Origin of the sequence: Allobranchiibius sp. CTAmp26 (genome assembly GCF_017565405.1) — a bacterium.
GTDB lineage: Bacteria > Actinomycetota > Actinomycetes > Actinomycetales > Dermatophilaceae > Allobranchiibius.
This window is the reverse complement of sequence record NZ_JAGEKR010000012.1, coordinates 230,124-248,151: the sequence shown is the minus strand read 5'-3', so window position 1 is coordinate 248,151 and position 18,028 is coordinate 230,124. Positions and strand designations below refer to the sequence as shown.

At 70.8% G+C, this 18,028-nt stretch carries 21 protein-coding genes; 6 read left to right on the top strand and 15 right to left on the bottom strand.

Annotated features, from left to right (window positions below; genetic code table 11):
• Nucleotides 1-14: 14 nt before the first annotated feature.
• Entirely contained in the window at nt 15-374 is a 360-nt protein-coding gene (locus tag J4030_RS09425) for an Rv2175c family DNA-binding protein (RefSeq protein ID WP_208048960.1), read from the bottom strand.
• Between the two features lie 64 nt (nt 375-438).
• Here J4030_RS09425 and pknB point away from each other — a divergent pair, with 64 nt between their 5' ends.
• Nucleotides 439-2,304, top strand: coding sequence for a Stk1 family PASTA domain-containing Ser/Thr kinase (pknB, locus tag J4030_RS09420; protein WP_307864633.1), 1,866 nt, complete (start codon nt 439-441; stop codon nt 2,302-2,304).
• Here pknB and J4030_RS09415 read toward each other — a convergent pair.
• The 4 genes from J4030_RS09415 to J4030_RS09400 form a co-directional block, all read right to left on the bottom strand.
• Nucleotides 2,285-3,661 carry a class II 3-deoxy-7-phosphoheptulonate synthase gene (locus J4030_RS09415; protein WP_243763127.1) on the bottom strand — a complete coding sequence of 459 codons (1,377 nt, stop codon included), beginning with the start codon at nt 3,659-3,661 and terminating at the stop codon, nt 2,285-2,287. The genes pknB and J4030_RS09415 overlap by 20 nt on opposite strands.
• Before the next feature lie 54 nt (nt 3,662-3,715).
• A complete protein-coding gene (locus J4030_RS09410) occupies nt 3,716-4,216 on the bottom strand; it encodes a hypothetical protein (RefSeq protein WP_208048958.1) in 501 nt (166 codons plus the stop codon).
• A 1-nt stretch (nt 4,217) separates the two neighbouring features.
• Nucleotides 4,218-5,087 carry a heavy metal-binding domain-containing protein gene (locus tag J4030_RS09405; RefSeq protein ID WP_208048957.1) on the bottom strand — a complete coding sequence of 290 codons (870 nt, stop codon included), beginning with the start codon at nt 5,085-5,087 and terminating at the stop codon, nt 4,218-4,220.
• Nucleotides 5,088-5,162: 75 nt separating this feature from the next.
• The gene (locus J4030_RS09400; protein ID WP_208048956.1) at nt 5,163-5,996 is read right to left on the bottom strand and encodes a 1-acyl-sn-glycerol-3-phosphate acyltransferase; all 834 of its coding nucleotides are present in this window, start codon (nt 5,994-5,996) and stop codon (nt 5,163-5,165) included.
• Nucleotides 5,997-6,084: 88 nt separating this feature from the next.
• Here J4030_RS09400 and J4030_RS09395 point away from each other — a divergent pair, with 88 nt between their 5' ends.
• Both J4030_RS09395 and J4030_RS09390 read left to right on the top strand, forming a co-directional pair.
• Nucleotides 6,085-6,834, top strand: coding sequence for a carboxylesterase (locus tag J4030_RS09395; RefSeq protein WP_208048955.1), 750 nt, complete (start codon nt 6,085-6,087; stop codon nt 6,832-6,834).
• Entirely contained in the window at nt 6,831-7,292 is a 462-nt protein-coding gene (locus J4030_RS09390) for a hypothetical protein (protein ID WP_208048954.1), read from the top strand. The genes J4030_RS09395 and J4030_RS09390 overlap by 4 nt, the downstream gene beginning before the upstream one ends.
• 50 nt (nt 7,293-7,342) lie before the next feature.
• On the opposite strand, the gene J4030_RS09385 is transcribed toward J4030_RS09390, so the two are convergent.
• The 8 genes from J4030_RS09385 to J4030_RS09350 all read right to left on the bottom strand — a co-directional run bounded on the left by J4030_RS09385 (nt 7,343) and on the right by J4030_RS09350 (nt 13,303).
• Nucleotides 7,343-8,059 (bottom strand): endonuclease/exonuclease/phosphatase family protein, encoded by a 717-nt coding sequence (locus J4030_RS09385; RefSeq protein WP_208048953.1) that lies wholly within the window; start codon nt 8,057-8,059, stop codon nt 7,343-7,345.
• Entirely contained in the window at nt 8,052-9,044 is a 993-nt protein-coding gene (locus tag J4030_RS09380; RefSeq protein ID WP_208049043.1) for an ROK family glucokinase, read from the bottom strand. Before J4030_RS09380 ends, J4030_RS09385 begins: the two co-directional genes overlap by 8 nt.
• Before the next feature lie 56 nt (nt 9,045-9,100).
• Nucleotides 9,101-10,051 (bottom strand): ROK family glucokinase, encoded by a 951-nt coding sequence (locus J4030_RS09375; protein ID WP_208048952.1) that lies wholly within the window; start codon nt 10,049-10,051, stop codon nt 9,101-9,103.
• Nucleotide 10,052: 1 nt separating this feature from the next.
• Nucleotides 10,053-10,631, bottom strand: a complete 579-nt coding sequence (locus tag J4030_RS09370) for a hypothetical protein (RefSeq protein WP_208048951.1) — start codon at nt 10,629-10,631, stop codon at nt 10,053-10,055.
• Complete coding sequence (locus J4030_RS09365; RefSeq protein WP_208048950.1) at nt 10,618-11,643, bottom strand: ArsA-related P-loop ATPase; 1,026 nt, start codon at nt 11,641-11,643, stop codon at nt 10,618-10,620. Before J4030_RS09365 ends, J4030_RS09370 begins: the two co-directional genes overlap by 14 nt.
• Nucleotides 11,643-12,086 (bottom strand): SRPBCC family protein, encoded by a 444-nt coding sequence (locus J4030_RS09360; RefSeq protein ID WP_208048949.1) that lies wholly within the window; start codon nt 12,084-12,086, stop codon nt 11,643-11,645. Before J4030_RS09360 ends, J4030_RS09365 begins: the two co-directional genes overlap by 1 nt.
• Nucleotides 12,087-12,165: 79 nt before the next feature.
• Nucleotides 12,166-13,038, bottom strand: a complete 873-nt coding sequence (locus tag J4030_RS09355; RefSeq protein WP_208048948.1) for a hypothetical protein — start codon at nt 13,036-13,038, stop codon at nt 12,166-12,168.
• 19 nt (nt 13,039-13,057) lie between these two features.
• Nucleotides 13,058-13,303, bottom strand: a complete 246-nt coding sequence (locus J4030_RS09350; RefSeq protein ID WP_208048947.1) for a hypothetical protein — start codon at nt 13,301-13,303, stop codon at nt 13,058-13,060.
• Between the two features lie 226 nt (nt 13,304-13,529).
• Between J4030_RS09350 and J4030_RS09345 the strand changes: the two genes are divergently transcribed.
• Entirely contained in the window at nt 13,530-15,257 is a 1,728-nt protein-coding gene (locus J4030_RS09345; RefSeq protein ID WP_208048946.1) for a DEDD exonuclease domain-containing protein, read from the top strand.
• Between the two features lie 32 nt (nt 15,258-15,289).
• Entirely contained in the window at nt 15,290-15,571 is a 282-nt protein-coding gene (locus tag J4030_RS09340) for an Lrp/AsnC family transcriptional regulator (protein ID WP_208048945.1), read from the top strand.
• 35 nt (nt 15,572-15,606) lie between these two features.
• Here the strand turns inward: J4030_RS09340 and trpD are convergent, their stop codons facing one another.
• The gene (gene trpD, locus J4030_RS09335; protein ID WP_208048944.1) at nt 15,607-16,671 is read right to left on the bottom strand and encodes an anthranilate phosphoribosyltransferase; all 1,065 of its coding nucleotides are present in this window, start codon (nt 16,669-16,671) and stop codon (nt 15,607-15,609) included.
• Nucleotides 16,672-16,673: 2 nt separating this feature from the next.
• Nucleotides 16,674-17,105 (bottom strand): response regulator transcription factor, encoded by a 432-nt coding sequence (locus tag J4030_RS09330; RefSeq protein WP_208048943.1) that lies wholly within the window; start codon nt 17,103-17,105, stop codon nt 16,674-16,676.
• 247 nt (nt 17,106-17,352) lie between these two features.
• Here J4030_RS09330 and J4030_RS09325 point away from each other — a divergent pair, with 247 nt between their 5' ends.
• Nucleotides 17,353-18,006, top strand: a complete 654-nt coding sequence (locus J4030_RS09325) for a heme-copper oxidase subunit III (RefSeq protein ID WP_307864632.1) — start codon at nt 17,353-17,355, stop codon at nt 18,004-18,006.
• Nucleotides 18,007-18,028 lie beyond the last annotated feature (22 nt).

Here is an 18,028-nt window from a genome sequence, read left to right as displayed (position 1 = left end):
CCCCGGACCGCGGGTCAGAACGCCAGTTCGCTGGCGCGTTTGCGGACCTCGGCCTTGCGACCGGCCAGCAGCATGTGGATGGGGCCACCGGGCAGGGGCAGCGTCTCGTCCGGTGTGAAGAGCCACTCGAGTGCCTCGTCGTCGGGCAGGTGCGCGTCCCGCAGCACGGTGACCGTGCCCTGCAACGACGGCAGGATCTCACCGTCCCGCACGAACGCCGCCGGCACGCCGACCGCCTGGTTGGGACCCACGCGGTAGGCGAGCAGGTCGCCGTCGGTGATCAACTTGCGTACCTGCCGCTGGCGCAGCCCGATGGCCTCGGCCACCTCCGGCACCGACAGCCACTCCCCGACCAGGTTCTCCAGATCAGCCATGGCGCCAGTTTCCCATGCGCCGCGCCTCCCGATGACCCACGAGGTCGGTTCGTAGAATGCCACGGTGTCGCCCACCGCATCGCCGTCGCTCGTCGGCCGCCGTGTCGACGGGCGCTATCAGGTGTTGCACCACCTGGCCGACGGCGGGATGGGGTCGGTCTACGTCGCGCTGGACGAGCGGCTCGACCGGCACGTCGCCCTGAAGATCATGCGTCCCGACCTGGCGCGCGACGAGGCGTTCGTCGAGCGTTTCCGCCGGGAGGCACGCTCCGCGGCCCGGTTGTCCCATCCCAACATCGTGGCCGTCACCGATCAGGGGCAGGACGAGCAGTACGTCTTCATCGCGATGGAGCTGGTCGAGGGGACCACCCTGCGGGAGCTGCTGCGCGTCTCCGCGCCCCTGCCGGCCCGTCGCACCCTCGACATCGCGAGCGGCATCCTTGCGGCCATCGCGGTCGCACACCGCGCCGGGATCGTCCACCGCGACATCAAGCCCGAGAACGTCCTGCTGCGCGACGACGGCACGGTCAAGGTGGTCGACTTCGGGCTCGCCCGGGCGGTCACCACCCACACCTTCAGCACCGATGCCAGCGTGATGTTCGGTACGGCCGCGTACCTCGCCCCCGAGCAGGTGGAGACCGGCACCGCGAGCGAGCGCTCCGATGTCTACACGGTGGGCCTGCTGGTCTACGAGATGCTGACCGGAGCCAAGGCGTTCCCCGGCGACTCCCCCATCCACGTCGCGTACCAGCACGTGCACGGCACGGTGCCGCGCGCGAGCGGGGTCGTGCCCACCGTGCCGCCGGTGCTGGACGAGTTCATCGCGCACGCCACGGCCACCGACCCCGAGGAACGTCCGGCGGACGCGGCGGAGATGCTCGACCACCTGCAGGCCGTCCAGCGGAGCCTGCGCCCCGACCAGCTCGACGCCCTCCCGCCTGCGAGTGCGGGCGGCCCGGACGGGCAGGTCGCGCACACCTCGCGACTCGGCACCGACAGCACCCACCAGCTCGGCAGGTACGACGGTGCTCCCGTCCGAGCGCGCCGCCGGCGGCCGGTGCTGCTGGCCGTGATCGGCGTCCTGGTGCTCGCGCTCGTCGCGGCGGGCGGCTGGCTCTTCACTGCCGGCCCGCTCGGGGAGGAGAAGATGCCCGACGTCGTCGGCAGGCAGCAGGGCGCTGCTCTCTCCGCGTTGCATGCGCGGCACCTGGACAGCGCGGTGCGCGAGGTCTACAGCGAGACGGTGCCCAAGGGTTCCGTGGTCGCCAGCCGACCGGGGCCAGGAGCGCAGGTACGCCGGATCGACTCGGTCACCCTGCAGGTCTCACGGGGTCCGGAACGCCACACGGTGCCCACCCTGGCGGGCAACACCCGGGCCCAGGCGCAGGCCGCGCTGACCGGTGCCCGACTGACGCTCGGGGCGGTGACCGACGCGTACAGCGAGACGGTCGCGGCCGGTCGGGTGATCAGCTCCGCTCCCGCGGCGGGTGCCTCCCTGAAGCGGGACACCCGAGTGGGCCTGGTGCTGAGCAAGGGACGGCAGCCCATCACGATCCCGAACGTCGTCGGCACCTCCGACAGCGCCGCGACCAGCACCCTGAACGGACTGGGCTTCACGGCGCAGGAGGGCACCCAGCAGTTCAGCGACACCGTCGCCCAGGGCGACGTCATCAGCCAGACGCCCTCCAGTGGCACCGGCTACCGCGGTGACGGCGTCACCCTCGTGATCTCCAAGGGACCGGAACTGGTGACGATCCCCGACGTCACCGGCCAGACCAGTCAGAAGGCCAAGGCCACGTTGGAGGCCCTCGGACTGAAGGTGCAGATCGACCGCTTCTTCGGCGGGCTGTTCAACGACGTGCGAGCGACCGACCCGTCGCCGGGCGCTCAGGTGCGCAAGGGCAGCACCGTCACGCTGTCGGTCGTGTGAGCCCCTGCGCGCGGGTGCTCAGCATCTGCGCCACCAGGAACGCCAGCTCCAGGCTCTGCTGGTGGTTCAGCCGCGGGTCGCACGCCGTCTCGTAGCGCTTCTCCAGGTCGCCGGCCAAGATCTTCTCCGACCCGCCGAGGCACTCGGTGACGTCGGTGCCGGTGAGCTCGACGTGGATCCCACCGGGGATGGTGCCGAGGCCCTGGTGCACCTCGAAGAAGCCCTGCACCTCGGCGATGATGTCGTCGAACTCGCGGGTCTTGTAACCGGTCGAGGACTCGAAGGTGTTGCCGTGCATGGGGTCGCACACCCAGACGACCTTGGCGCCCTCGGAGGTGACCCGCTCGACGATGCGCGGCAGGGCGTCGTGGATCTTGCCCGCACCCATCCGGGTGATGAAGGTGAGCCGGCCCGGCTCGCGGTTCGGATCCAGCTTGTCGATGACCCGCATCAGGTCGTCGGGGTCGGCCGTCGGGCCGACCTTCATGCCGATGGGGTTGTGGATGCGGGAGACGAAGTCCAGGTGGGCGCCGTCCAACTGACGGGTGCGTTCGCCGACCCACAGGAAGTGCCCGGACACGGCGTACGGGTTGCCGGTGCGGCTGTCGATCCGGGTCAGCGGCTTCTCGTAGTCCAGCAGCAGCGCCTCGTGGCTGGCGAAGAACTCGACAGCACGCAACGCGTCGAAGTCGGCGCCGCAGGCGGCCATGAACTTCATCGCCCGGTCGATGTCGGAGGCGATGCTCTCGTAGCGCGCGTAGGCACTGTTGGCGATGAAGCCGCGGTTCCACTCGTGCACGTGCCGCAGGTCGGCGAAACCGCCCTGGGTGAAGGCCCGCACGAGGTTCAGCGTGGACGCGCTCGTGTGGTACGCCTGCACCAGCCGGCGCGGGTCCGGCGTGCGGGACTCGCGAGTGAACGCGAAGTCGTTGACCATGTCGCCGCGGTACGCCGGCAACGTCACCTCGCCGCGGGTCTCGCTGCCGCTGCTGCGCGGCTTGGCGTACTGACCGGCGATCCGGCCCACCTTGATGACCGGGGTGCTGGCGCCGTAGGTCAGGACGGCGGCCATCTGCAGGATCGTCTTGATCCGGTCGCGGATGCCGTCGGCCGTGGCAGCGGAGAACATCTCGGCGCAGTCGCCGCCCTGCAGGAGGAACGCCTCGCCGCGGGAGGCCGCGGCCAGTCGCTGGCGCAGGACGTCGCACTCACCGGCGAACACCAGTGGGGGCGCGGCGGCCAACTCGGCGCGCGCCGTCGCCAGGGCGTCCTGGTCCGGCCACTCGGGCTGCTGCGCCGCGGGAAGATCGGCCCACTGCGGCAGAGGCGAGGGGTCGTGGGACGCCACGGCGGACAGGGTGGGGCTGACGATGCTCACCGATCAAGAATAACGGCGGCTCGGCCGCCCCTCTTACAGCTCCAGGCCGCGGTCGCGCCCGCCGAACTTCTGCTGCAGGAAACGGTGGTTGGCTCGCAGTTGGCTCTGTCCTACCTCGCCGGCCCTGGCCAGCAGGTCACGGACCGCGTCGAGGAGCAGATCCAACTCCTCGTCGAGCAGTTGTGCGCCGGTCCGGCCGTCCTGCAGCACCGCCGTGTCCGCCGTCGTGGGAGGGAGCCCGAGGTAGGCGTGCACGGCTGACGGACCGAAGTCCTCTCGGATCTGGACCACCTCGAAAGCGTCCCGCCCGGTGATCCCACGATCTGCCAGGTACTGCTGCGCCTGCAGCGTCCGGGTATCGAGCTCCAGGATGCGCTGGCGTGCGGCATCTGGCACCCGGGCATGACGCGCCAGGGTCTCCAGCTCTCCGGACGGTGCGTTGGAGAGCAGCTCGGAGAACGGTCGTGGGACCGCGGAGCCGTAGGACGGCGGAGTCGGGGTCAGATCCCGGCCTCCGCGCCTCAGGAAGCCCACGTCATTCCAGTGACAAGGTCATCGTCGGGTCGGGTATCCCGCTCTCCGGTGAACTGGTCACGCCGGTGCCGATGGCCAGGAACTCCGAGGCGTGCGCGCCCCATACGTGTCCACTGACCTGGGTGGTGACACCCACGATCCCGTCGGCTCCGAAACGGTTGGCCTCGTCCTCCATCCGAGTCATCGCCAGCTCGCGGGCGGTGTACGCGGCTTCGGTGAACTGCGGCATCTCCATGTTGCGCCCGGCCATCCGCATCGACTGGCGAATGCTCTGATGCGCCACGTGATAGACGCACGCACCGAAGACGAAGGCCCGGGGGAAGTGTCCTGCCCGCACCAACGTGTAGAAATCCTGTCCCGACAGGTCCGAGGTGAACGGGCCACCGTCTCGCAGCTTGTACGCCGGGTTGGGCTCGCGCGCACGGATGGCGGTGCCCTGGGCGATGAACTCCAGCTCGTCGGTGGCCCATGCGTACCGCTGGATCTGAAGGTCGACGCCGACGATCCCGTCGGCGCCCAGGGCGTGCGCTTCGCTGCGCATCCGGTCGATCGCGAGGGACCGCGCGTGGTACATCGCCGCCGACAGCACCTCCAGCTCCATCGACTGTCCCCAGTTCTGGAACTGGTAGCCGATGTGGTAGATCGAGGTGCCCATCACGTACCCGAGGGGCTCGAAGCCGAGTTTGTGCACCAAGACGAACTCGTTGACCGAGAGGTCTGAGGTGAAGGCCGATCTGTCGCTCTGCTCCCGGGCTGCAAGGCGTTGCACGCGGTCGACGGCGGCAGGGGGAAGCTGCGACCCGGCTGCCGGCGGTCCGGGCGCCTGCTGTGCGCCGGCCGCCGAAGCACCGTCACGTCGTCCGAAAGCCATTGCCAGACTCCTTGGATCGGAGGGCCCGAGCGCCCTTGTCGGGACGCTACTCCCGGAAACTGACAGTCCGGATGTTCAGCCCGCCACGGGCTCGACGCCGTCGCCGGGCGCGCCGATCACCTCAGGGTCCGTGAGTTCGCCTGCCGCACGCCCCTCGCCGGAGCCCGGCACGAACTTGTGGGCGGCGGTGCTCGCCAACGCGGCCGCACCCTCGCCGAGACCCTTCGCGCGCTGGGTGACCCGGTCCTTCAACGACGACGCGTAGACATCGACGTACTCCTGGCCCGACAGAAGCATCAGCTCGTACATGATCTCGTCGGTGATCGAGCGCAGGATGAAGCGGTCGTCCTCCATGCCCTCGTAGCGGGAGAAGTCCATCGGCTGACCGAACCGCACGTGCGGATGGGCCAACCGGCCGAAGATCTTGCCGGGCGGTGCGACCTCGTCGGTGCCGATGACCGCGACCGGGATGAGCGGGACCTTGGCCTCCAGCACCATCCGGGCGACGCCCGTCTTGCCCTTGTAGAGGCGTCCGTCGGGCGAGCGGGTGCCCTCGGGGTAGATGCCGAAGAGCTCGCCGTTCGCGAGGATCCGCAGGCCCGTGGAGATCGCGCCGGCCGCTGCGCTGCCGCTGCTCCGGTCGATCGGCACCTGACCCGCGCCGGTGAAGAACCAGCGTTGCAGGGTGCCCTTCACGCCGGTGCCGGTGAAGTACTCGGCCTTCGCCACGAAGGTCACCCGCCGGGGAAGCGAGAGCGGCATGAAAAGCCAGTCGGCGTACGACAGGTGGTTGCTCGCCAGGATCGCGGGGCCCTCGTCGGGGACGTGGTGAACGCCTTCGACGGAGGGGCGGAAGACACTCTTCAGAAGCGGTCCGAGAAAGACCCACTTCAGCAACCAGTAGAACACCTTCGCTGGGCTCCTTCATCGCAAGATCGGCGCCTCGCACAATACGGCACCCACCACACCCCGACGGGCGAAGTGGAAGGATGACGGGATGCAGGTCATCCCCGGCGCCGAGCCTTTCAGCCACGACGCCGGAGCGGTGGGAGTGCTGGTGTGCCACGGTTTCACCGGCACGCCGCAGAGCATGCGGCCCCTGGCGACGCGGTTCGCCGCCGAAGGGTTCTCGGTGCGCCTGCCGCGGCTCCCCGGGCACGGCACGAGCTGGCAGGAGCTGAACAAGACGCGGTGGACCGACTGGTTCGCCGAGGTCGATGCGGCGTACGCCGAACTGGCCGCGTTCTGCGATCGCGTCTTCGTCGTCGGTCTGTCGATGGGCGGCACCCTCGCGACCCTGGTCGCCGAGACCCACCAGAACGACGTGGCGGGTCTGGTGCTCATCAATCCGGCGTACGTCATGAACAACCCGCGGCTGCGCGCCGTGCCGCTGCTGCAGTACGTGCTGCCCTCGATCGGGGCGGTGAGCGGCGACATCAAGAAACCCGGCGTCAGCGAGGTGGGCTACGCGCGTACGCCGCTGAAGGCGCTGCGCTCGCAGATGCGGATGTGGGAGCAGGTGACCCGCGACCTGCCGCAGATCACCCAGCCGGTGATCCTCTTCCACTCACCACAGGATCACGTCGTGCCCCCGGCGTGTTCGGAGCTGTTCCTGTCGCGGATCTCCAGTGAGAACGTGACCGATGTGGTGCTGCCCGACAGCTATCACGTCGCGACCCTGGACAACGACGCTGCCCTCATCGAGGATCGTGCCGTCGCCTTCATCACGAGAGTTGTGGACCTATGAGCGCACCCGGCAGCGAGAGCCACGACGAGCAGACCGACTACGACGCACGGTTCGCCGAGATCGTCGCGCAACTGTCCGGGACCGTCGACCCGGACGCCTTGGCCGAGCAGGCGGCCCCGAAGCCCGAACCGGAGCCGCCCACACCGCCGGCGCTGCCGGTGCAGTGGCGGGTGCCGGACTCCGGCTCGGCCAGCGACATCCTGGAGGACGACGGCACCTACGAACCGCCGCCGCCCGCGCCGCTGCCGCGTGACGACGTGCAGTTCTGGGCCATCTGGGCGACGCTGGTCGGCGGACCGCTCTGGCTGATCTACCTGTTCGCCTTCCAGCGCGACTGCCAGCCGATCTGGTGGGTGCTCGCCTGCCTGGTGTGCATCCTCGGGGTGGTGCTGCTCGTCCTGCGCCAGCCCAACAGTCGCGACGAGCAGGATCCCTTCGACGACGGCGCCAGATTGTAGAAGTTGTGGGGAGAAGCGCGCTCTATAGCGCGCGTACGTCCTCACAACTCTCAGGGTGAGGTGAGTTCGGTGAGGTCGAGGTCCACGTAGACCGGCCGGTGGTCGGTGGCCACCCGCAGCTGCAGCGGGTCGAGGTCCAAGTGAGGCACCGTCGCGTGCACAGGACCTGACACCAGGAGGCCGTCGATCGTCGTGCCGGGCGTTCCCGACGGACTGGTGAGGCGGTCGCCGGTGACCTCACGCATGCGTGCGCCGAGCTCGCGCCATGCGCCCTCGCCGTACGTCTCGTTCAGGTCGCCCCCCAGCACCGCGGCCGGAGCGCCGAGCGCGTCGATGTGTCGCAGGATCCGCTGCGCGTGCGGGCCGCGCTGCGCCGCCCGCAGGCTGAGGTGCACGCTCACCGCGGTGAACGGACGGTGACCGGGCAGCCGTAACTGCGCCACCGCGTACCCGCGCGGCTCCTCACGGCGCCCGACCGGGAGGTTGCGGTGTTCGCAGGAGATCAGGTCGAGCCGTAGCGAGCTCAGCAGTGTCGTGCTCATCCGCCCGCGCCGTCCGTCGGCCCAGGTCAGCCCGACCCTGTCGGCGAACGCCGCCACCCGGTGGCCCGACCCCGGATGCCGGGGAGCCTCCTGCAGGAGCAGGACGTCCGGTTCGATGCGGCGCACCACGTCCACCAGGGCGTCGAGGTCGTCCTTGAACGCGCGCACGTTGTACGCCGCGACGCGGACCGTGTGCGCGTCGCGTGGCAACGCTCGCTCAGTCATCCTCGTCGCCCAGGCGGGCCAGGTCGGCGGCGCCGATCAGACCCGCCTCGTTGCCCAGGTCGGCCTGCACGATGTCGGCTCGCGGCCGGTATCCGCGACCGGTGAGGGACCGCGCGAACGCCGCGCGGGCGGGGTCGAGCAGCAGATCGCCCGCGGCGCTCACTCCCCCGCCGATGACGAACAGCCCGGGATCGAACGCGTTCGCGAGGTTCGCCAGGCCGACCCCGAGCCAGGTGCCCACCTCGGCGAGCAGTTCGGCCGCGGTCGCGTCGCCGCCCTGCGCGGCCTCGGTGATCATCGGCCCGGTGAGCGCCCGCGGGTCCTCTCCCACCCGCTCGGCCAGATCGGCCGCGAGCGGGGATCCCGCGGCGATCAGCGAACGAGCCTCCCGGACCAGCGCGTTCCCGCTGGCGTACTGCTCCCAGCAACCCCGGTTGCCGCACTCGCAACGATGCCCACCCGGCACCATCTGCATGTGGCCGAACTCGCCTGCGATCCCGAACTCGCCACGCTGGACGGCGCCCTGGGCGATGACCGCCCCGCCGATACCGGTGCCGAGGTTGACCATCACGACATGCGACCGGTCGCGCGCCGCGCCGAAGCGCCACTCGGCCCAGCACGCGGCGTTCGCGTCGTTGTCGATGAAGACCGGCACGCTGAGGCGACTGCTCAGCGCGTCGCGCAACGGCTCGTGCCGCCAGGACAGATGCGGCGCGAAGACCACCGTCGCGCGATCGGCCGTCACGAACCCGGCAGCGCCCACACCGACCGCGACGGGCGCCGACCCCTGGTGGGAGTCCATCAACTCCTCGACCACCTCGACGATCACGTCCTCGACGACGCGGGGGGACGTCGAGCGGTGCGGGGTGTCACGTCGCGCGCGCTGCTGCACCGTCCCGTCGGCCGACACCAGACCGCCGGAGACCTTGGTGCCGCCGATGTCGATGCCGATGGCGAACTCGTCCTGCGCGAACTCGTCGGTGATCCCGGGATCGTGCGGGTCCTCGCCGTGCCCGGGACGGGGGTGCACGGGTCCCGCGCTCACCGGTCGCCCGGGTTCACGGCGAGCGCGGCCACGCCGATCACCCCGGCGTCGTTGCCCAGCTCGGCACGGACGAAGGACGCGACGGGCCGGTACCCGCGGCCGGTGAGCGAGCGCCCGTACGCGCTGCGCATCGGGTCGATGAGCAGCTCGCCGGCGTCGGCGACCCCGCCGCCGATCACGAAGCCCTCGGGGTCGAGGAGCGAGGCCATCGAGGAGGTGGCCTCGCCCAGCCAGTTACCGACCTGCGCGAGCAGGTCGATCGAGGCGACGTCCCCTTCGAGCGCCGCCGTCGTCACCATCGCACCGGTCAACTTGTCGGCGTCGCCGTCGCACAGGTCGGTGAGACGCCGGCCGAACTGGGCGCCGCTGCGCACCAGCTCACGGGCGTCCCGGGTGAGCGCGGTGCCGCTGCCGTAGGCCTCCACGCATCCGCGGTTGCCGCACCCGCAGAGCCGTCCCCCGGGCACGAGGAGCATGTGGCCGAGCTCGCCGCCGATGCCGTACGCGCCTCGGATCAGCTTGCCGCTGCTCACGATTCCGCCACCGACCCCGGTGCCCACGGTGACCATCACCATGTCGCGCAGGTCTCGACCGGCGCCGTGCACGAACTCGCCGTACGCCGCTGCGTTGGCGTCGTTCTCGATGAAGACCGGCAGGTCGGTGTTCGCGGACACCCGCTTCTTCAGCGGTTCGTCGCGCCAGGCCAGATTGGGCGAGAAGAGCACGGTGGTGCCGGCGCGGTCGATATAGCCGGCACACGCGACACCGACGGCCTCGACGTCGGGCGTGTGCAACTCGGCGATGAGCTCGGAGATCGCGGTGGCGATCGCGTCCGGCGACTGGGCGGGCGTCGATCGCCGCGCGCGAGCCACGATGGTGCCCTTCTCGTCGACGCGGCCGGCGGCGATCTTCGTGCCGCCGACGTCGATGCCGATGCTGGTGACCATCTCAGTGCCTCTCGGGTTCGGCGTCGCCGCGGACCGGGATCGAGACCCCGGCCTCGGTCGGGCGGGGATCCGGGCGCCCGGGTCCGTCCTCGGCGTCGTTGGTGGATGTCTGCTCGGACGCGGCGGGATCGCCGCTGCGGTCGGCCGCGATCAACTGCAGACTGCCCGCGACCATCGCGAGCACGTCGGCCACGCGCACCAGGACCTCGGGCCGCACGGTGTGCATGTACGCCGCGACCCGGCAGACCGGGCACACCCGGCAGATCGCGTCCAGCCCGGCGGTCCGTCCGCAGTCGCAGGCCGGCGACGCAGATGCCGCGGGTCCGTCGGTCCGCGCTCGGTCGCCTGCCGGCTCTGCGACAGGGTCCTGCGCGGGGCCCTCGGGCGGGGCCTGCGCACGGGCGCCGTCGGCCTCGTCGTCCCCGGTCGATCCGACCCCGCCGACCCACGATGTGAAGGCATCGGCCAGGCGGGTCGCCTCGGCCACCAGCGCATCGGCGGCCTCTGCACCGTCGTCGGCCCGCCGGCCGTGTCCGGCAGCCTGCTGCGGCCCCGCGGGCGCGTCGTCATCCCTGGTCACGGGGCTCATCCTGCCGCACGGGCGAGAAGCGCACGGTCAGCACCGCATCCCGCAGCCGCGCGTCCACCGGGCGGCACCGGCGCAACGCCGTCGGCATGGTGACGACACTGCGGTGGCCCAGACTCTCCAGCACGAGATCGTCCTGCACCATCGAGAGGCTCAGTTCACGAAACCGAATCACTGGCAAGGGCATTCGCCAGAGGTAGTCCGCACCGTCGTGCTCCCATGACACACCCGCGATCCGACCCGTGCGGGCCTCGTCCTCCAACGCGGTCAGCTGGTCGGACGGGCTGCGGCCGGAGCGCCAGCGAGGTGGATCGTGCGGCGCGCTGCGCGGTCCGCCGATGACCGCGGTCACCGGCGCTCCGCCCAAGGCGACCCCGGCCACCACACGGCGCACCTTCGCCTGGGGCGCCGACCCGGCGAGTACGACGGCGGTGCTGCCCGCCCCGATGAGCACCTCGCGCGCCGCGGCGGCCCGCGCGAGTCCGACACGCACCTGGTCGGTCACCTGCTCACCCGGCCACCGCGATCCCAGGGCCGCGGCCAGCAGCGGACGCGACGTCGCGAGCCACCCGCGCTGTGCCGGAGCGAGCCGCTGGAGGATCCACGGCACCGCACCCGCGAGGCGGACCAGATCCACGGCACGAGCACCCGCGTCGACGACGACGACCTCCCCCGGTGGCCGTTCGGCGCCGATCGTCCAGAGCAGGCGCACCGTTGCGGCCTCGGCCAGGCGGGCGACCTCCTGCGAGAGTCGCGTGTCCAGGCCGACCATGTCGAGCAGCGGAGCCATCGCGCGATCCGCGTCGCCGGCGTCGTCCGGCGAAGTGGCGGTCCGCAGCAGCCCATCCGCCGGGGCATCGGTCAGGCTCGTCGCGTCGTCGTACGGATCGGTGCCGAGCAGCAGCACGGAACGGCCCCGGTCGGCGTACGCGCGAGCGAGAGCCGCGGCGTACGTCGAGCACCCCGTGCCTCCGGGACCCGCGACAAGGACGCACTGCGCGCCCATCAGCTCTCGCAGCGCTGCTTCAGCCCGCGCAGCGCCTGATCGATGATGCTCTTCTCCGCCTTGCGGCGCAGCACGGCGACCACCGGGATGTTCACGTCGACGCACAGCTGGTAGGTCACCTGGGTGCGGTCGCCCGCCGGCTGCAGCTGGTAGCTGCCGTCCAGCGCGCGGATCACGGTGGACTCGACCAGTTCCCAGCTCACGGTGCCGGTGCCGTCCTCGAGGATGTCCCAGTCGTAGGCCAGCACGTAGGTGTCGCGCAGCACCCCCGCGTCCAGCTCGAACCGCACCGTGCGCGCCCACCCGTCGGAGTCCTGGGTGAGCACCTGTGCGCGCGTGACGTTCTCGGCCCACTGGTGGTAGTCGTCGAAGTCGGCGATCACGTCGAGCACCACTGCCGGGTCGGCGGTGATGGTCATGGACGACGAGGTGCTCTCCGACATAGCGCAGACAGTAACGGCCGGTGGTGAGCGCTCTCGTCGGCCCTCGACGGTCGGGACGACAGCCCTGCGTCGCCGCCTGTCACAGCAACGAGTGGCGCAGGAACGCGGCGTACGCCGAGCGAAGACCGGCCGGCGTTGCTCCGCCGAAGCTGTCCGCGAACGCGCCGGCCCGTCCGGCGGAGGCCTGCAGGACGAACCGCTGCCACGCGCTCAAGCCGTACCGGGAGACCAGGAAACTCATGTATCCGTGCGCTTGCTGGTAGGCACGTTGCTGCTGACCGCCGGAGAACGACGTGTCGGCCGGCGGCCCGGTCGGAACGCGCCCGGCGCGCACGTCGTTCGCGAGGGTGGGGCAGGCAGCCGCCAGCGACAGCCCCGTCCAGCGGTAGGCCGTGTACTCGGCGGACCCCTCGACCACCCATCGCGACAGACCGGCGCGCGCCGTCTGGTGCAGCACGACGTGGGTGAGTTCGTGGGCGAGGACGACCCGCTGGCCCTGCGCCGTGAGTCCGCTCACGACCGTCGGGCCGATCACGACGACGCCGGAGGCGGTCGTACTGGCTGCCAGCTCGTCGCTCTCGGGCACCCCACCACGCAATCGGGCGAACTGCGCGGAGTCCGCGGCGACCTGGAGACGGACGGTCCCGTCGGCAGCGACCTGCCGCGGCCAGGTGCGAGCCACCCAGCTCCGCGCCGTCTGCGCCTCGGACAGCACCCGGGCCAGCTCGGGCCGGCCGACCGAACCCGTGACCTGCAGGCCCGTTGCGCGCAGGACCGACGGGACACCAGGGGCGGACGGCGTCGCGGCGGACGGTGTCGTGTCGGTGGACGTGCCGCGCGTCGGAGATGCCTGCTGATCGCACCCGCTGAGCAGCGCGCCGGTGAGCGCGACCCCCGCGGTCGTCAGTACGACGCGCTGCCGGGCGCGCTGCCGTCGACCAGTGGCTCGCACCCGGACAGGGTAGGTCGGCTCAGCCCGTCACCCGCAGGGCAGGAGCACGGCTCGGCTCACGCACGGCCCGCGCCGCGTACGCCTCGGCCGGACTCACCAGACCAGCCGCCACCAGCACCTCCAGCCCCCGGCGCTCCTGGTCGTCCGGCGCGAGGTCGGAGGCGATGTCATCCATCCGTGGTGCGGGCATCTCCAACAGCACGGTCACCATGCAGTCCGCGCAGCGCTGCTCTCGGACCGGGCAGCTTCGACAGTCGATGTGCATCTCGGGACTCCTTCCTGTCGTCCTGTACCCAGACGCTAGGTGCCGGGTCCGACAGCCCCTTGCCGGCGGTTGCGGCGGCCGACAGTCCGTAGGAGCGTCACGAGGGTGTCGCGCATCCGCGGACACTCGCCGAGCAATGCTCAACAGTGCCGCGTCATGTGGTGTCGTGCACTGTCACGGCGTGGCGGCCGGGTGGGTGTCGGTGCACCCACCTAGCGTCCGCCGTATGCCGACCGCACACGCCATCCAGGCGACCTTCGACGATCTGGGCACCCCGCTCTCCGGGGTCACCTTCGTGGTGGTCGACCTGGAGACGACCGGTGGCAACCCGAAGTCCAACAGGATCACCGAGATCGGCGCGGTGAAGGTGCGCGGCGGCGAGGTGCTCGGTGAGTTCCAGACACTGGTCAACCCCGGCGGCCCGATCCCGCCGTTCATCTCCGTGCTGACCGGCATCACCGATTCCATGGTCGCCGCCGCACCGGGCATCGGCGCGGCCCTACCGGCCTTCCTGGAGTTCGCGGCCGGCAGTGTGCTGGTCGCCCACAACGCGCCGTTCGACATCGGGTTCCTGCGCGCCAACTGCGCCGAACTCGGCCACCCCTGGCCCGGGCACCAGGTCCTCGACACCGTGCATCTGGCCCGCCAGCTGGTGAGCAACGACGAGGTGCCCAACCGCAAGCTCGGTTCCCTCGCCCAGCTCTTCGGAGCCACCATCACCCCCGACCACCGGGCGCTGCACGACGCGCAGGCCACCGTCGACGTGCTGCACGCGCTCCTCGGCCGGGTCGGCAACCTCGGGGTGCACACCCTCGAGGAGCTCGCGTCGTACACCAGCCGGGTCCGCCCCGAGCAGCGGCGCAAGCGCTATCTGGCCGACGACCTTCCTCGGGCACCGGGCGTCTACATCTTCAAGGACGACCGGTCGCGGGTGCTCTACGTCGGCACCTCCGTCGACATCCAACGCCGGGTCCGCAGCTACTTCACGGCGAGCGAGCACCGCTCCCGGATGGCCCAGATGGTGGGCCTGGCCGCGAGCGTCACCCCGATCGTGTGCGCCACCGTCCTGGAGGCGCAGGTGCGGGAGCTGCGGCTGATCGCCGAACACAAGCCCCGGTTCAACCGTCGATCACGCCACCCCGAGAAGGCGCTGTGGCTCAAGCTCACCGTCGAGACCTTTCCCCGGCTCTCGGTGGTCCGCGAGACACGCGACGACGGCGCCGAGTACGCCGGCCCGTTCGGCTCCCGCACAATGGCGGAGATGGCGGCCGCGGCGGTGCACGAGGTGGTCCCCCTGCGGCAGTGCACCAAGAGACTGTCTGCGACCACCACCTCCGCGGCCTGCGCGCTGGCCGAGATGGGACGGTGCGGTGCCCCGTGCACGGGCCAGCAGAGCCCCCAGGACTACGCGCAGGTCGCCGCGCGCGTGGCGGAGGCCATCGGCGGCGACGCACGGCCGCTGGTCGACGACCTGCACGAGCGGATGCGCCGGCTGTGCGAGAGCGAGCGATTCGAGGAGGCGGCCACGGTGCGCGACCGGATGCTGGCCCTGGTCCGCGCCGCCGACCGGGCCCAACGCATGGCGCCCCTTGCTGCCAGTCCCGAGGTCGTGGCCGCACGTCCCGGCGCGATCGGCGGCTGGGAGTTCGTCTGCGTGCGCTACGGCAAGCTCGCCGGCACCACGCTCAGTCCGCCCGGCGCCGACCCGCTCCCCTACATCGACGCGCTGGTCGACTCCGCCGAGGTGGTGGCCAGACCCGCCGGCCGTGCGTCGGCGACCCACCCCGAGGAGACCGAGAAGATCCTGCGCTGGCTGGAGACCCCCCAGGTGCGGATGGTCCGGGTCGAGGGTCAATGGAGCTGCCCGGTGCACGGGGCCGGCGAAGTCCGAGAGCAACTGGAACCGTTGATGAATCGCGTCGACACCGGTTTCGAGTCCTCGGCGATGGCATGAGTTCTCAACGGCATGAGTTCTAAGCTGACCCGGTGATCTCCGCCATCGTCATGATCAAGGCCGACATACAGCGCATTCCGGAGGTGGCGGAGGCGGTCGTCGAGATCGACGGGGTGAGTGAGGTCTACTCCACGACCGGCGACGTCGACCTGATCGCCGTCGTACGGGTCGCACGGCACGAGGACCTCGCCGACGTCATCGCCGACCGGATCAACAAGATCCCCGGGATGCGCGAGTCCCAGACCCACATCGCCTTCCGCACCTACTCCAGCGGCGATCTCGGGGCCGGGTTCTCCATCGGCCTCGACGACTGAGCCGGGCCGCACCGGCCCGCTGGGCCGCGCGTGGTTCAGCCCCGACGGGTCGCTGCCACCCAGTTCTGCAGCGACCGGGCCGCGGCGCCGTCGTCGATCGAGGTGGCTGCGCGCGCGACGCCTGCGGCCAGCGCCTCCTCGAACGTCGCGTGCGCACCGAATCGCCCCGTTCCGCTCTCGTCCACCACAGCCAGGGCGATCCCTGCGTTGAGCACGACCGCGTCGCGGATGGGGCCGGTCGACCCGGCGAGCACCTCCCGTACCACCGCGGCGTTGTGGACGGCGTCGCCTCCGCGCAGCGCGTCCGCGTCGGCCGACGCGATTCCGAAGCGGCCCGGGTCGACGCGATGCAGCGAGATCTCGCCGTCGCGCACCCACCGCACGCTCGAGGTGGTCGCGACGCTCAACTCATCGAGACCGTCATCGCCCCGAAAGACCGCGGCAGCGCTACCGCGGTCGGCGAACACACCGGCGATCAGGTCGGCGACCCGCACGTCGGCCGCACCCACGGCGGAGTATCGCGGCCGGGCCGGGTTGGTGAGCGGTCCGAGGATGTTGAACGCCGTCGGGATCCCCAGCTCGCGCCGCGGGACCGCCGCGTAGCGCATCGAGGGATGGAAGGTCTGGGAGAAACAGAAGGTGATGCCCACCTCGGCGGCCATGGGTCCGATCCGGTCCGCCGGCAGGTCGAGCGCTATCCCGAGTGCCTCCAGGACGTCGGCCGCGCCGGAGGAGGACGACGAGGCCCGGTTCCCGTGTTTGACGACCCGGGCACCCGCGCCTGCACTGACGATGGCCGCCATCGTGGAGATGTTGACCGTGTGGGCACCGTCCCCTCCGGTGCCCACGATGTCCAGCGTCGGTCCGGTGACGTTGATGGGCACCGCGAAACGGCGCATCGTGTCCGCCAGACCGCGCACCTCGGCGACGGTCTCCCCCTTGGCCCGCAACGCGACCAGGAACCCGGCGACCTGGGCAGGTGACGCCTGGCCCGACATCACCTGGTCCATCGCCCACGAGGTGTCGTCGGCGGACAGGTCACCGCCGCGCAGCAACGCGCCCAGCAGACGCGGCCAGCTGCGGTCGGACGCGCCGGACACCACTAGCGGCCGGTGGGCGCGGCGAGTTGCCCGCGATCGCGGTGCCGACGGGCGACCTCGGCGATCGTCGAGCTGAGGATCAGCGGGTCGATCGGGTGCGGCACCGCGGCGTCCGCCTGCGACCACGACGCCAGCCAGCCGTCCGAGGGCCGGCCGGTCAGCACGATGATCGGAGGGCAGTCGAAGATCTCGTTCTTCAGCTGCTTGGTCAGGCCCATCCCGCCGGTCGGGGTCGCCTCACCGTCGAGGATCAGCAGGTCGAGGTCCTCGTTGTCCGCCGCCTCGATCACGGCGGTTGCCGTCGCGCACTCGCGCCAGGAGCCGATCTGCACATCCTTGGCAGGACGTTTGCCGACTCCGATGCGCACTGCGTCCCGGGTGGCGATGTCGTCGCTGTAGAGGAGCACCTTGAGGGTTGTGGGCGTGTCGGCCATGCCGAGGATGCTACCCACCGCGTCGCGTCGCACGAACAGACACCGACGCTGCCGGAACCTCCCGAGCACGCGAGTCGTTGACCGCTTCGAACGCCTAGCCCCCGCAACGCCGTCCGCGGGATGGCCGACGATCGGCACGCCACGCCGGGCGCCGCGACCGCGCGAGTCCCCGCAGGACGGCCGCGACATGGCCCCGCGGCGGGGGTCGGCCGCGCCCCTCGTCGGTGGATAGGGCCATAATGATCCGGTGGCCACCACAACGACCGCTACCTCCAGCGACCAAGGGATTCCGACCGGGCAAGGCCCGGTCACGCGTCCCAATCTGACTGCCGTCGGCACCATGGTCTGGCTGTCCAGCGAGCTGATGTTCTTCGCGGGCCTGTTCGCCATGTACTTCACGATCAGGTCGGTGGCCCACCCGCTGTGGACCGATCGCACGAGTCACCTCAACGTGCCCTACGCCGCGGCCAACACCGCCGTCCTGGTGATCTCCTCGGTGTGGTGTCAGCTCGGGGTCTTCAAGGCCGAGGCCGGCATCCCCTCGCGCACCGGCAAGCTGCTGCAGCTCGGGTCGTGGGGGATGCGCGAGTGGTACGTACTGACCTACATCTTCGGTGCGATCTTCGTCAGCGGTCAGGTGATGGAGTACTCCAACCTGTTCGCCGAGGGCATCAGCCTCAACTCCGACTCCTACGGGTCGATGTTCTACCTGACCACGGGCTTCCACGGGCTGCACGTCACCGGTGGCCTGATCGCGTTCCTGCTGATCATCGGTCGCACGTTCACCAGCCGTAAGTACACCCACCACCAGGCCACCGGCGCGATCGTGACCTCGTACTACTGGCACTTCGTGGACGTGGTGTGGATCGCCCTGTTCGCGACCATCTACCTGCTGCAGTGATGACCTTCCCGCCCCGTTCCGC

Bases quoted from the DNA above. Each gene is read 5' to 3' on its own strand.
- J4030_RS09425 (WP_208048960.1), bottom strand. From the start codon at position 374: ATGGCTGATCTGGAGAACCTGGTCGGGGAGTGGCTGTCGGTGCCGGAG.
- J4030_RS09405 (WP_208048957.1), bottom strand. From the start codon at position 5,087: ATGGCTTTCGGACGACGTGACGGTGCTTCGGCGGCCGGCGCACAGCAG.
- J4030_RS09395 (WP_208048955.1), top strand. From the start codon at position 6,085: ATGCAGGTCATCCCCGGCGCCGAGCCTTTCAGCCACGACGCCGGAGCG.
- J4030_RS09390 (WP_208048954.1), top strand. From the start codon at position 6,831: ATGAGCGCACCCGGCAGCGAGAGCCACGACGAGCAGACCGACTACGAC.
- J4030_RS09385 (WP_208048953.1), bottom strand. From the start codon at position 8,059: ATGACTGAGCGAGCGTTGCCACGCGACGCGCACACGGTCCGCGTCGCG.
- J4030_RS09375 (WP_208048952.1), bottom strand. From the start codon at position 10,051: ATGGTCACCAGCATCGGCATCGACGTCGGCGGCACGAAGATCGCCGCC.
- J4030_RS09365 (WP_208048950.1), bottom strand. From the start codon at position 11,643: ATGGGCGCGCAGTGCGTCCTTGTCGCGGGTCCCGGAGGCACGGGGTGC.
- J4030_RS09360 (WP_208048949.1), bottom strand. From the start codon at position 12,086: ATGTCGGAGAGCACCTCGTCGTCCATGACCATCACCGCCGACCCGGCA.
- J4030_RS09350 (WP_208048947.1), bottom strand. From the start codon at position 13,303: ATGCACATCGACTGTCGAAGCTGCCCGGTCCGAGAGCAGCGCTGCGCG.
- J4030_RS09345 (WP_208048946.1), top strand. From the start codon at position 13,530: ATGCCGACCGCACACGCCATCCAGGCGACCTTCGACGATCTGGGCACC.
- J4030_RS09330 (WP_208048943.1), bottom strand. From the start codon at position 17,105: ATGGCCGACACGCCCACAACCCTCAAGGTGCTCCTCTACAGCGACGAC.